We start from the raw sequence: 11,854 nt of genomic DNA on the forward strand, positions 1-11,854 counted from the left end.
CCTGCTGTCGGGTACCGGCGCGCGCCGGTACCCGTGTCTCACTCGGTGGCGATGGCGCGCAGCACGTCCAGGCGCGCCGTGCGCCGGGCCGGGCGCCACCCGGCGAGGGCTCCGGCCGCGAGGCCGACCAGGGCCACGACGGCGAGCTGCAGCGGCGGCACCGCGAAGGCGAAGCCGGTGTCGCCCGAGCCTTCCGAGGCCTTCACCAGGACCCAGCCGAGGAAGGCGCCCAGGGCCAGGCCGCCCGCCGTGCCGAAGGCCGCCACGAGGACCGACTCCCAGCGGACCATCGCCCGCAGTTGGGCGCGGGTCTGGCCGACGGCCCGCAACAGGCCCAGTTCGCGGGTGCGTTCGTGCACCGCGAGGGTGAGGGTGTTGGCGATACCGAGCAGGGCGATCAGAACGGCGAGGGCGAGCAGGGCGTAGACCAGGGTGAGCATCATGTCGATGCCGCCGGCCGATGACTGCGCGTATTCGTCGCGGGTCTGCACCTCCGGGTTGCCATAGGCTGCGGCCGCCTTCTCGACCGCCGCCCTGCCCTCGTCCGCGCCGACGCCGTCCTTGAAGGTGACGGAGACCAGGGTGTCGGCGTCCTGGGCGCGGTGCGGCGCCCAGGCCTCGCGGGTGACGACGTAGTCCCCGGCCAGCTCCGAGCGATCGTAGACGGCACGGACGGTGAAGGTGTCCTTCTGGCCGTCGGTGAAGGCCAGTTCGACGGTGGATCCTGGCTTCAGGCCGCGCTTGTCCGCCTCGGGTTCCGCCACGGCCAGGCCGTCGGTGCCGAGTGCGGTCAGGGAGCCGCGTACGTCACCCAGGTCCAGGCCCTTGGCCAGGGACACGGGGTCGGTGACCGTCAACTCACGGCCCACGCCGTCGACTTGGGCGACGCCCTTGCCGAGCCCGACCGCGTTCGCCACCTCGGGCAGTTCACCGATCCGGCCGGCGAGTGCGGGGCTGAGGCCGCTGCCGCCGGCGCCGAACGAGGGGGCGCTGACCGCGACGTCACCGGCGAAGGACCGGGCCACGGTCTGGTCCATGGTCGCCTTCAGGGACGCCCCGAAGACGGTGAACAGGGAGACGACGGCGACACCGATCATCAGGGCGCTCGCGGTGGCCGCGGTGCGCTTGGGGCTGCGCAGGGCGTTGCGCCGGGCCAGGGAGCCGGTGACGCCGCGCAGCCGGTCGAGGGGGCCGCCGAGAACGCGTACCGCCGAGGAGGAGGCGACAGGCCCGAGCACCACGAACGCGGCAAGCGCCAGGGCGGCTCCCGTGCCCGCGAGCCAGATCGAGGGGGTCGCCAGCACCCCGGCGAGGGTCACACCGGCCGCGATCAGGGCGAGGGCGGTGCCCGCGACGGCCCGGCTGCGCGAGGCTCCGGACTGGTCGACGGCGCTCTCGCGCAGCGCGGCGAGCGGCGCGGTGCGGCCTGCGCGTACGGCGGGCAGCAGCGCCGAGCCGAGGCAGACGACGATGCCGACGGCGAGCGGCAGGCCCATGGAGAGGCCGCTGATCACCAAGTCGCCCTCGGGGAAGGGGAATCCGATCGCCGGGAACAGCGCCTGCAGTCCGGCCGCGATGCCGATGCCGCCGAGCAGCCCGGCCGCCGAGGCGATCACCGCGACGGCCGCGGCCTCGACGAGCGTCGCGCCGACGACCTGGCGGCGCGATGCGCCCAGGGCGCGCAGCAGGGCGTTCTCGCGGGTGCGCTGGGCGACGACGATCGCGAAGGTGTTGTGGATCGAGAAGGTCGCGACGAGCAGGGCGACACCGGAGAACACCAGCAAGAACGTGGTGAACAGGGTGAGGAACTGGCCGGAGATCATATCGGTGTTCTCCGCGGCCGACGCCTGCCCCGTGACGGCCTCAACTCCCTTGGGCAGTACGGGAGTCAGCGCGTCCACAAGCTCCTCCTGGCCGGTTCCAGGTCCGGCCCGCACCAGGATGGTGGCGGCCTCGCCCGGCTTCGGCGTCAGGTACTTCTCGGCGTCGACCCTGGTCATCGCGGTGAAGGTGGTCTGCGCCATGCCGTCCTCGCCGCCGAAGGCGGCCAGGCCCACGATCCTCACCTCGACCGGGTCGGGGGTGCGCAGCGTGGTGGTGTCGCCGATGCCGAGGCCGCCCGTCCTGGCGGCGCCGCGGTTCACGACGACCTCGCCCGGCCGCTGCGGGGCGCGGCCCTCTGCGAGGCGGTACGGGTTCAGCTCGGGGTCCTCGATCCAGTTTCCGGCGAGGGTGGGCGGGCCCTGGCCGCCGATGGGCTCGCCGTTCGCGCCGACGAGCTGGCCCACACCCTCGATGCTCGCCACGGCGGCCGCGACGCCCGGTGTCCGCTCGATCTCCTCGGCGAGGCCGGCGTCGACGGGCCTGCGCACACCCCGGCTCTCGCCGGGTGCGGTGATGGTGCCGGAGCTGCGTACGACGGCGTCGGTGCCGCTGGTGGCGCCCGCGAACATCGAGTCGAAGCTCGCCCGCAGGGTGTCGCCCATGACGAGGGTGCCCGCCAGGAAGGCGACGCCGAGCAGCACGGCGGAGAAGGTGCCCGCGAAGCGCCGCTTGTGGGCGCGCAGCGAGGACAGGCTCAGGCGCGCGGCGGTGGCTGCGGCGCTCATGACCGCACCGCCCGGCGCAGGCCGCCCGCGGCGTCGAAGGCCTTCATACGGTCCAGGACGCGGTCGGCGGTGGGGGCGGGCATCCGGTCGACGAGCCGGCCGTCGGCGAGGAAGACCACCTCGTCGGCGTGGGCGGCGGCGACCGGGTCGTGGGTGACCATGACGACGGTACGGTCCATCTGCCGCACCGCGCGGCCGAGGAGTCCGAGGACCTCTTCGCCGGAGCGCGAGTCGAGGTTGCCGGTGGGCTCGTCGGCGAAGACCACGTCGGGGCGGCTCGCGAACGCCCGCGCCACGGCGACGCGTTGCTGCTGTCCGCCGGAGAGCTCCGCGGGCCGGTGGTGCAGTCGGTCACCGAGCCCGACCACGTCGACGAGGGCGTCGATCCACTCGGCGTCCCCGCGGGCACCGGCCAGGTCCATCGGGAGCGTGATGTTCTCCGCGACGGTCAGCGTCGGCAGCAGGTTGAACGCCTGGAAAACAAAGCCGACCCGGTCGCGGCGCAACAGCGTGAGCCTGCGGTCGTCGAGTGAGCTCAGCTCGGTGTCGCCGATGTACGCGGCGCCCGAGGTGAGGGGGTCGAGCCCGGCCGCGCAGTGCATCAGCGTGGACTTGCCCGAGCCGGAGGGCCCCATGATCGCGGTGAAACGGCCGGCCCGGAAGTCGACGCTCACCCCGTCCAGGGCCCTGACCTCGGTGTCGCCGGAGCCGTAGACCTTCGCGGCGTCGACGACCCGGGCGGCCGGAGTGGTGGTTTCCCTGACGGAGGCAGAGGCGGAGGCGGTGCTGTTCATGCCGCGCCGCCCTTCTTGCCTGCGGCCGTGCGTCCGAACTCCTCGTTCAGGACGGAAAGCCGGCGCCAGTACTCGTCCTCGTCGATCTCACCCGCGGCGAAGCGGTGGCCGAGCACGGAGATCGGCGAGTGATGGTCGGGGCCGCCCCATGGCCCGCGGCCGCGACGGCGCCACACGGTGCGCCGCAGCAGTGTCACGGCACCAGTGAGCACGGCCGCCCAGAACAGCGGGAAGAGCAGGATCCACGGGCCGGGCCCGCCGTCCCAGTGCGCCAGTGTCTGCATATCGATTCATCTCCTCGGTAGCGGGTCCACCGGTTGCCCGAGGATTCGGGCGCCGGTTTCTTCGATGCCTTGAGATTCGCTTGCAGAGGGGGTCCGGGTCGTCGTACGGCCAGCGGCCGTTGACATACCTCCCGGGGAGTACGCGGCAGGTCACGGCCTGCTTCCTGGAGCTGCCGCCCTGTGGAGCCAGGGCGGCCCGCGACCTACTCGGCCCGTGGCCTACGCGGTCAGAGCTCCCAGCGGGTCGTCGAGCACCGGCTGCCAGGCGAGTTCGGCCGCGCCGACGAGGCTGTTGTGGTCCAGCGTGCAGGCCAGGATGGGGACTTGGCCGCTACGGCCCCACAGGCTGCGGTCGGCGACGACGGCGCGCAGGCGCTCCGGGTCGGCGGCGAGGAGTTCCCGGTGCAGGCCGCCGAGGATGATGCGGTCCGGGTTGAGGATGTTGACCAGGCCCGCGAGGCCGAGTCCGAGGCGGTCGATGAGGGCGTCGGCGGCGTGCCGCACCGCGGGGTCGCCGGCGTACTCCCTGCGCAGCAGATCGCGCGCCTGCTGCAGCAGGGACACCTCGGGGCCCGGATCGCGGCCGGCCGCGGTGAGGAAGGCCATCGGGTCGGCCTCGACGTCCAGACAGCCGCGGCTGCCGCAGTAGCAGGGGCGCCCCTCGGGGTGCACGGTCAGATGGCCGACCTCAAGGGCGAGGCCCGAACTGCCGCTGTGCAGACGGCCGTCGAGGACGAGGGCGCCGCCCACGCCGCGATGCCCGGTGGCCACGCACAGCAGGTCCTTGGCACCGCGCCCGGCGCCGTGCCGGTGCTCGGCGAGTGCGGCGAGGTTGACGTCGTTGCCGGTGAAGGCCGGTCCGGTCAGGCCCGCGGCCCGTACCCGCTCGGCGAAGATCTCGCGCACCGGGGCGCCCGCGGGCCATGCCAGATACAGCGGGTTGAGGGCGTTGCCCTCCGGTTCGGCGACCGCCGACGGCACGGCGAGACCCGCGCCCACACAGCGGCGCCCGGTCTGCGCGAGCAGTTCCACGCCCGCCTCGACGAGGGAGCCGAGCACCTGCGCCGGGTCGGCCTCGATGGGCTCGCAGCCGGGTGCGGTGGCGACGATCTGCCCGCCGAGGCCGACGAGCGCGGCCCGGAACCCGTCGGCGTGCACCTGCGCGGCGAGCGCCACGGGCCCGTCGTCGGCGACGGCGAGCCGGTGCGAGGGACGGCCCTGGGCGCCGGCCGCCGAACCCGGCTCGACATGGATGAGGCCGAGCGCCTCGAGTTCGGCGGCGACGGCGCCCGCGGTGGCCCGGGTCACGCCGAGTTCGGCGGTGAGCACGGCACGGGTCGGGGCCCGCCCGGTGTGCACGAGTTCCAGTGCGGGGCCGAGCGCGCCGCGCCCTCGCTCCAGCCGGGTCCGCGTGGACATCTGCCCCGCATCGCGGGGCGCCGCCTTGCCGTTCATGGAGGCGAGTCTCCCATGATCCGGGGCAGGTCAGTCCGGCAGACCGGAGACCCGCAACGTGATGTTGAGCCGGCCGGGCCCCATGGCGAGGGCGGGGTCGCCGGTGCCCGGATACACCTTGGGAACACCGTGGTACGCGAGCCGCGAGGGGCCGCCGAAGACGAACAGATCGCCGCTGCGCAGCTCCACGTCCGTGTAGGGGCGCCCGCGGTGCTCGGTGTTGCCGAGGCGGAACAGACAGCTGTCTCCGAGGCTGAGCGAGACGACCGGGGCGTCGGCGCGTTCGTCACTGTCGCGGTGCATGCCCATACGGGCCTCGGTGTCGTAGAAGTTGATGAGCGCGATGTCGTACGCGGTGTCGTACGCGGTGTCGTACGCGGAGGGGGGAGCGTCCGCGCCGTAGGCCACGGGCTGTGCCTCCGCCCCGTACGCCGCCCGCACCGCCTCTCGGGCGAGCCTGCCGAGGAGTTCGGGGAACGGCTTCACCGGAGCGCCGTCCCCGTCGACGACGGTCCGGGCGTAGCCGTATGGGTACCAGTGCCGTCCCAGGCACACCTGCCGCGCGGTCATCTGCCCGCCGCCGGGCGTACGCACCGTGCGCAGGCCCGCGGGCGGCCGCGCCCACTCACGGCACGCCGCGAGGAGTTCACGCCGGAGCTCCGGGGCCAGCCAGTCGGGTACGTGGACGGCTCCGGGGGCGATCTCGGCGCGCTCCCTGGGGAAGAGCTGGTCGGCCTGGTCGTGCGGGTGACTCATGCGGCCATTCTCCCAAGCACGGCGCCGGCCGCCCCGGGGCAGCGACTCGCTCCGGCTCCCCCGGCCACGCCTGCGTCCCGCCCGCCGTCGCGGGGAACCAGCCGTCGCAGACACATGCCCTCCGCAGGACGCATGCCCTCTGCAGGTCGCCTGCCCTCCACAGAGAGAAGCCGTGCCGCACCCCGTGGGCCAACTCCTTTGTGCCGCGCACCGGTTGCCCCGTACCGCTCACAAATCCCTTGCGCCCCACCGGGGCACCGTGGATCGTGGGCGCGCTCCGTCGAGAAAGGTGCTTGTGCCGACGTCCCCGCCTCCGCCCGCGTCCCCGTGCCCGTCCGCCTCCCCGCCCGCCCTCAGCCGGGGTCTGGTGCTGCTGCTCGCGGTGGCCTGCGGTGCCGCCGTGGGCAATATCTACTTTCCGCAGGCCGTCAGCCCGCTGGTCGCCACGGGCCTCGGGGTGCCGCCGGACACGGCGGCCCTGGTGGTCACCACGGCCCAACTCGGTTACGCCGTCGGCATCTTCCTGCTCGTCCCGCTCGGCGACCGCTTCCCGTACCGCCCGCTGATCGCCACCCTGCTCGGCATCACGGCCCTGAGCCTGCTCGCCGCGGGCGCGGCGCCCGAACTGCCCGCGCTGCTCGGGGCGAGCGTCCTGGTCGGCGTCACCACCGTCATCGCGCCGGTGATCGCCCCGATGGCGGCTGGCCTGGCGCCCGCCGACCGACGGGGCGCGGTCAACGGCACCCTCCTGAGCGGCTCCCTCGGCGGCATGCTGCTCTCCCGGGCCGCCGGCGGTGCGCTCGGCGAATGGCTCGGCTGGCGTGCGCCGTATCTGCTGGCCGCGGCGCTGGCCGGGGGTATCGCGGTGCTGCTCGCGCGAGCCCTGCCGACGACGCCCGCGCCGACCCGGCAGCGTTACGCGAGCCTCGTCGCCGGGCCGTTGCGCCTGCTGCGCACCGAGCCCGAACTGCGCCGTTCCTGCTGGTACCAGGCGATGGTCTTCGGTGCGTTCCAGGCGGTGTGGACCGGTGTCGCACTGCTCCTCACCAGCGGTACGTACGGCCTGGGCGCCCAGGCCGTCGGACTCCTCGCCCTGGTCAATGTGGCGACGATGGCGTGCTCGCCGCTGGCGGGCCGCAAGGCCGACCGCCGGGGTCCCGACGCGGTCAGCCTGGTGGCCATCCTGGACGCGCTCGTGTCGGCGGGCGTGCTCGCGGGCGGTGTGCTCGGCGGCGCGGTGGGGCTCACGGCGCTCGTCGCGGGCACGCTGCTGCTCGACGTGGCGATGTCCGCGGGCATGGTCGCCAACCAGGTGCGGATCTTCGCGCTCCGGCCCGAGGCCCGCTCCCGCCTCAACACCGCCTATATGACCTGCGGCTTCCTCGGCGGCAGCCTCGGCTCATGGCTGGGCGCACGGGCGTACACCGGTCTCGGCTGGCTCGGGGTGTGCGCCCTGGTCGCGCTGCTCACCTCGCTCGCCCTGGGCCGGCATCTGGCACACCGCCGCCGCACGGTCACCCGGCCGTCCGCTGCTCGCCCGGGGACTCCTCCCGCGCCGTGAACGGCGGCTCCTCCCTCATCGTGAACGGCGGCTCCTCCCTCATCGTGAGCGGCGGTTCCTTCCCTGCAGTGAACTCCCCTGTGGGCCGGGCCGATCCGCCGCGCACCCTCGCCATCGGTGCGCAGTCCGCACGCCTCCGCGCGCGCTTGTGAAGAGCCCCCGCCGACCCCTACCCTGACTTTGTGCCGACACTAAACAAACTCAGGACAACGGCGTCCGACGGACCCCGGGCCACCAGCCTCACCCGGCTGCGTATCGCCCTGACCGCGTTCTTCGCCCTCGACGGGTTCATCTTCGCGGGCTGGGTGGTCCGTATCCCCGCGATCAAGCAGCAGACCGGCGCCTCCGCGAGCGACCTCGGCCTCGCCCTGCTCGGCGTCTCGGCGGGCGCGGTGATCACGATGACGCTGACCGGCCGCCTGTGCCGCCGATACGGCAGCCATGCGGTGACCGTGGTCTGCGGCATCCTCATGCCGCTCAGCGTCGCGCTGCCGCCACTGACCCACTCGCCGCTCGCGCTCGGCCTGGTACTGCTGGTGTTCGGCGCCGCGTACGGCGGCATCAACGTGGCGATGAACAGCGCCGCCGTCGACCTGGTGCGCGCCCTGCGGCGCCCCGTGATGCCCAGCTTCCACGCGGCGTTCAGCCTCGGCGGAATGATCGGCGCCGGGCTCGGCGGACTGGTCGCGGGCCACCTCTCCCCCACCCGGCATCTGCTCGCCCTGACCGTGCTCGGCCTGCTCATCACCGCGGTGGCGGCGCCGACCCTGCTGCGCCACGACAACCCGGCGCCCAGGCCGGCGACCGCCGCCGACGGCGCATCCCGCGAGGACGCATCCCGCGACGGCGCCCCCCGCGACGGTGGCCGCCTCGACGGCCGCACCCGCTGGATCGTCGCCGTCTTCGGCCTGATCGCGCTGTGCACCGCGTACGGCGAGGGCGCGCTCGCCGACTGGGGCGCGCTGCATCTGCAGCAGGACCTCGCCGCGCACCCCGGCACCGCGGCGGCGGGCTACTCGCTGTTCGCGGGGGCCATGACCCTGGGCCGACTCAGCGGCACCACGCTCCTTGAGCGGCTCGGCCAGACCCGCACCCTGGTGGCGGGCGGTGTCACGGCGGCGCTCGGCATGCTGCTCGGCTCGCTCGCGCCGTCGGTGTGGGCGGCCCTGGCGGGCTTCGCGATCACCGGACTCGGCCTCGCCAATATCTTCCCCGTCGCCATCGAGCGCGCCGGCGCCCTGGCAGGACCGAGCGGCGTCGCCGCGGCCTCCACGCTCGGCTACGGCGGCATGCTCCTCGGTCCGCCCGCGATCGGCTTCATGGCCGACTGGTTCTCGCTGCCGACGGCCCTGACGAGCGTGGCCGTGCTCGCCGGAGTGGCGGCGGTGATCGGGTACGCGGTGCGGGGGGCCGGGGCCCGGGCCTGAGCAAACGGGGAATCTGCGGGCACGCGGCAGGGACCTGCGGGCCGCGGCGGGGCCGTGCGGGGATTCTCTCAAGTCGTAGCCCCGCACGGGACGACTCTGCAGCCCCTCGCCTACCTCGGTCCGATCAAGGGCACAATCAGGCCATGGAGATTGCCGAACACATCCAAGTCCTCGACCGGGAAGGCCAGTTGCTCGCCCACGCGGCCGAGGACGCGGGTCCCGGCGCGACCGTTTCCACCTGCCCCGGCTGGCAGGTGCGCGACCTGCTGCGGCACACGGGGATGGTGCACCGGTGGGCCGCCGCCTTCATCACCGAGGGGTACACCTCGCCCCACCCCGACGGCGGGCTTCCCGACCTGGACGGGGCCGCGCTGCTCCGCTGGTTCCGCGAGGGCCACAGCGCCCTGGTGACCGCGCTGACCGAGGCTCCCGCCGACCTCGAGTGCTGGTCGTTCCTGCCCGCGCCGTCGCCGCTGGCGTTCTGGGCGCGGCGGCAGGCCCACGAGACGACGGTGCACCGTTTCGACGCGGAGTCCGCACGGCGCAGCACGGGACGGGTCGGTATCGCCGCCGCCTTCGCCGCCGACGGCATCGACGAGCTGCTGCTCGGCTTCCACGGGCGGCGGCGCAGCAAAGTGCGTACCGAGAAGCCCGCCGTTCTGCGGGTACGGACCACCGACACCGGCGACGCGTGGACCATACGCCTCTCGCAGGACGCACCGGTGACGACGCGAGACAGCGCACCGGGGACGGCGCGCGACGGCGAAGTGGAGGCGGACTGCGAACTGAGCGGTCCTGCCGCGCGGGTCTACCTGTCGCTGTGGAACCGGCTCCCGGCGCCGCAGCTCACCGGCGATCCGGCCCTCGCACGCCTGTGGCGGGAGACCTCGGGGGTCACCTGGAGCTGAACCGCCTTGCGCGCTCGCGCCGGCTGAACCGCCTTGCGTACGCGCGCTATCGGGTCGTCCGACCCAGGGTGCGTTCGAGCACCGCGCGCTGCAGCGGACGTACCTCCGTATACAAGGCGCGCCCCTTTTCGGTGAGCGCCACCTGCACTCCGCGCCGGTCGGAACTGCACATTCCGCGGGTCAGCAGGCCTTCCTTCTCCAGACGGGCCACAAGGCGCGACAGGGCGCTCTGGCTGAGGTGGACCTGCCCGGAAAGCTCCTGCACGCGATACGAGGAATCGGCCTGCGCGAGCACGTCGAGCACCTCGAAGTCGCTTGCTCCCAGACCGTGTTGGTGCAGCTCACGGTCGAGCTCACAGGTCGTGCGGGCATGCACGGCGAGGATCTCCCGCCACCGGCCCACGAGGGCGTCCTCGTGGTCCACGAGACCGCTTTCCACCTTCTTCGCCGCCATGTCCGCACGGTAGCAGAGAAACGAAGGTTTGTTGCACAGGAATTAAATGCACTTGCATTCAATGCATGTGCATGTACTGTCCTCCGTATGACCTCTCCGCTCAACACCCCTGCCTCCACGGAGCGTTGGACTCCACGACTGTGGGGCACGCTCCTGGTGCTCTGCGCCGCGATGTTCCTGGACGCCCTGGACGTCTCCATGGTCGGCGTCGCCCTGCCCTCCATCGCCACCGACCTCGGCCTGTCCACCTCGGCCCTGCAGTGGATCGTCAGCGGCTACATCCTGGGCTACGGCGGCCTGCTCCTCCTCGGCGGCCGCGCGGCCGACCTCCTCGGCCGCCGCCGTGTCTTCCTCATCGCGCTCGCCGTCTTCGCGCTCGCCTCGCTGCTGGGCGGCCTGGTGGACTCCGGGCCGCTGCTGATCGCCAGCCGCTTCATCAAGGGCCTGAGCGCCGCGTTCACCGCGCCCGCCGGACTGTCCATCATCACCACTACGTTCGCCGAGGGCCCCGTGCGCAACCGGGCCCTGTCCATCTACACCACCTGCGCGGCCACCGGCTTCTCCATGGGCCTGGTCCTGTCGGGCCTGCTCACCCAGGCCAGTTGGCGCTGGACCATGCTGCTGCCCGCGCCGATCGCCCTGATCGCGCTGCTCTTCGGCCTGAAGCTGATTCCGCACAGCGCCCGCGAGACCACCCGCGGCGGCTATGACATCCCCGGCGCCGTCACCGGCACGGCCTCGATGCTGCTGCTCGTGTTCACCGTCGTCGAGGCCCCCGAGGCCGGCTGGACATCGGCCCGCACCCTGCTCTCGTTCCTCGCGACCGCCGCACTGCTCACCGCCTTCGTGGTGATCGAACGCCGCAGCGCGAGCCCGCTGATCCGGCTCGGAGTGCTGCGCTCCGGCAGCCAGATCCGGGCCAACCTCGGCGCGATGACGTTCTTCGGCAGCTATGTGTCCTTCCAGTTCATGGTGACGCTCTACTTCCAGTCGCTGCTCGGCTGGTCGGCGCTGCAGACCGCGCTCGCGTTCCTGCCCGCGGGCGCCCTGGTCGCCCTCTCCTCGACGAAGATCGGCCCGCTGGTGGACCGCTTCGGCACCCCACGCGTCATCGCCACGGGCTTCGTCCTCATGGTCATCGGCTACGTCCTGTTCCTGCGGGTCAGCCTCAGCCCGCAGTACGCCACCGTCATCCTGCCCACCATGCTCCTGATCGGCGCGGCCTGCGCCCTGGTCTTCCCCTCGCTCAACATCCAGGCCACCAACGGCGTGGACGACGACGAACAGGGCATGGTCTCGGGTCTGCTCAACACCTCGGTGCAGGTCGGCGGGGCCATCTTCCTCGCCGTGACCACGGCCGTGGTGACGGCGTCCGACACCGCGGGCGCGCCGCCGCAGGAAGTGCTCGACAGCTTCCGTCCCGGCCTCGTGGTGGTCGCGGTGGTCGCCTTCGCCGGACTCCTGATCACGCTGCCCGGCCTGCGCGCGCGGGGCGCCGCACCGTCGCTCGTGGTCGCCAAGTCGGCGCCGGAGGAGGCCGCTTCGACGACAAGGGAGGCCGCTGCCGTATCTGCGGCTGGCCGCGATTGAGCCGCTGCCGCTCCCG

At 73.2% G+C, this 11,854-nt stretch carries 10 protein-coding genes; 4 read left to right on the top strand and 6 right to left on the bottom strand.

All coding sequences use genetic code 11. The annotated features are described in order from the left end of the window. Positions 1 to 38: 38 nt before the first annotated feature. From ACFQVC_RS26955 to ACFQVC_RS26975, 5 genes are all read right to left on the bottom strand, one after another. Positions 39 to 2,609 (bottom strand): ABC transporter permease, encoded by a 2,571-nt coding sequence (locus ACFQVC_RS26955; RefSeq protein ID WP_381835297.1) that lies wholly within the window; start codon positions 2,607 to 2,609, stop codon positions 39 to 41. Further along, positions 2,606 to 3,403 (bottom strand): ABC transporter ATP-binding protein, encoded by a 798-nt coding sequence (locus ACFQVC_RS26960; protein ID WP_381835299.1) that lies wholly within the window; start codon positions 3,401 to 3,403, stop codon positions 2,606 to 2,608. The genes ACFQVC_RS26955 and ACFQVC_RS26960 overlap by 4 nt, the downstream gene beginning before the upstream one ends. Continuing rightward, positions 3,400 to 3,687 carry an SHOCT domain-containing protein gene (locus tag ACFQVC_RS26965; protein WP_381835301.1) on the bottom strand — a complete coding sequence of 96 codons (288 nt, stop codon included), beginning with the start codon at positions 3,685 to 3,687 and terminating at the stop codon, positions 3,400 to 3,402. Before ACFQVC_RS26965 ends, ACFQVC_RS26960 begins: the two co-directional genes overlap by 4 nt. A 219-nt stretch (positions 3,688 to 3,906) precedes the next feature. Next, positions 3,907 to 5,142 (bottom strand): ROK family protein, encoded by a 1,236-nt coding sequence (locus ACFQVC_RS26970; RefSeq protein ID WP_381835303.1) that lies wholly within the window; start codon positions 5,140 to 5,142, stop codon positions 3,907 to 3,909. A gap of 30 nt (positions 5,143 to 5,172) precedes the next feature. Further along, positions 5,173 to 5,898 (bottom strand): alpha-ketoglutarate-dependent dioxygenase AlkB family protein, encoded by a 726-nt coding sequence (locus tag ACFQVC_RS26975; RefSeq protein WP_381835305.1) that lies wholly within the window; start codon positions 5,896 to 5,898, stop codon positions 5,173 to 5,175. A gap of 295 nt (positions 5,899 to 6,193) precedes the next feature. Between ACFQVC_RS26975 and ACFQVC_RS26980 the strand changes: the two genes are divergently transcribed. The 3 genes from ACFQVC_RS26980 to ACFQVC_RS26990 all read left to right on the top strand — a co-directional run bounded on the left by ACFQVC_RS26980 (position 6,194) and on the right by ACFQVC_RS26990 (position 9,794). Continuing rightward, on the top strand, positions 6,194 to 7,459 hold the full coding sequence (locus ACFQVC_RS26980; protein WP_381835307.1) for an MFS transporter: 1,266 nt from the start codon (positions 6,194 to 6,196) through the stop codon (positions 7,457 to 7,459). Between the two features lie 182 nt (positions 7,460 to 7,641). Next, complete coding sequence (locus ACFQVC_RS26985) at positions 7,642 to 8,886, top strand: MFS transporter (protein WP_381835309.1); 1,245 nt, start codon at positions 7,642 to 7,644, stop codon at positions 8,884 to 8,886. Between the two features lie 143 nt (positions 8,887 to 9,029). Beyond that, complete coding sequence (locus ACFQVC_RS26990) at positions 9,030 to 9,794, top strand: maleylpyruvate isomerase family mycothiol-dependent enzyme (RefSeq protein WP_381835311.1); 765 nt, start codon at positions 9,030 to 9,032, stop codon at positions 9,792 to 9,794. 46 nt (positions 9,795 to 9,840) lie between these two features. Here the strand turns inward: ACFQVC_RS26990 and ACFQVC_RS26995 are convergent, their stop codons facing one another. Further along, positions 9,841 to 10,248 (bottom strand): MarR family winged helix-turn-helix transcriptional regulator, encoded by a 408-nt coding sequence (locus ACFQVC_RS26995; RefSeq protein WP_381835313.1) that lies wholly within the window; start codon positions 10,246 to 10,248, stop codon positions 9,841 to 9,843. An 87-nt stretch (positions 10,249 to 10,335) separates the two neighbouring features. Here ACFQVC_RS26995 and ACFQVC_RS27000 point away from each other — a divergent pair, with 87 nt between their 5' ends. Beyond that, positions 10,336 to 11,838 carry an MFS transporter gene (locus tag ACFQVC_RS27000; RefSeq protein ID WP_381835315.1) on the top strand — a complete coding sequence of 501 codons (1,503 nt, stop codon included), beginning with the start codon at positions 10,336 to 10,338 and terminating at the stop codon, positions 11,836 to 11,838. The last annotated feature ends 16 nt before the right edge of the window (positions 11,839 to 11,854 follow it).

Origin of the sequence: Streptomyces monticola (assembly GCF_042665355.1) — a bacterium.
Classification (GTDB): Bacteria; Actinomycetota; Actinomycetes; order Streptomycetales; family Streptomycetaceae; genus Streptomyces; species Streptomyces monticola.

Coding starts and splice junctions, on each gene's coding strand:
- ACFQVC_RS26955 (WP_381835297.1), bottom strand. CDS start 2,609: ATGAGCGCCGCAGCCACCGCCGCGCGCCTGAGCCTGTCCTCGCTGCGC.
- ACFQVC_RS26960 (WP_381835299.1), bottom strand. CDS start 3,403: ATGAACAGCACCGCCTCCGCCTCTGCCTCCGTCAGGGAAACCACCACT.
- ACFQVC_RS26965 (WP_381835301.1), bottom strand. CDS start 3,687: ATGCAGACACTGGCGCACTGGGACGGCGGGCCCGGCCCGTGGATCCTG.
- ACFQVC_RS26970 (WP_381835303.1), bottom strand. CDS start 5,142: ATGAACGGCAAGGCGGCGCCCCGCGATGCGGGGCAGATGTCCACGCGG.
- ACFQVC_RS26975 (WP_381835305.1), bottom strand. CDS start 5,898: ATGAGTCACCCGCACGACCAGGCCGACCAGCTCTTCCCCAGGGAGCGC.
- ACFQVC_RS26990 (WP_381835311.1), top strand. CDS start 9,030: ATGGAGATTGCCGAACACATCCAAGTCCTCGACCGGGAAGGCCAGTTG.
- ACFQVC_RS26995 (WP_381835313.1), bottom strand. CDS start 10,248: ATGGCGGCGAAGAAGGTGGAAAGCGGTCTCGTGGACCACGAGGACGCC.
- ACFQVC_RS27000 (WP_381835315.1), top strand. CDS start 10,336: ATGACCTCTCCGCTCAACACCCCTGCCTCCACGGAGCGTTGGACTCCA.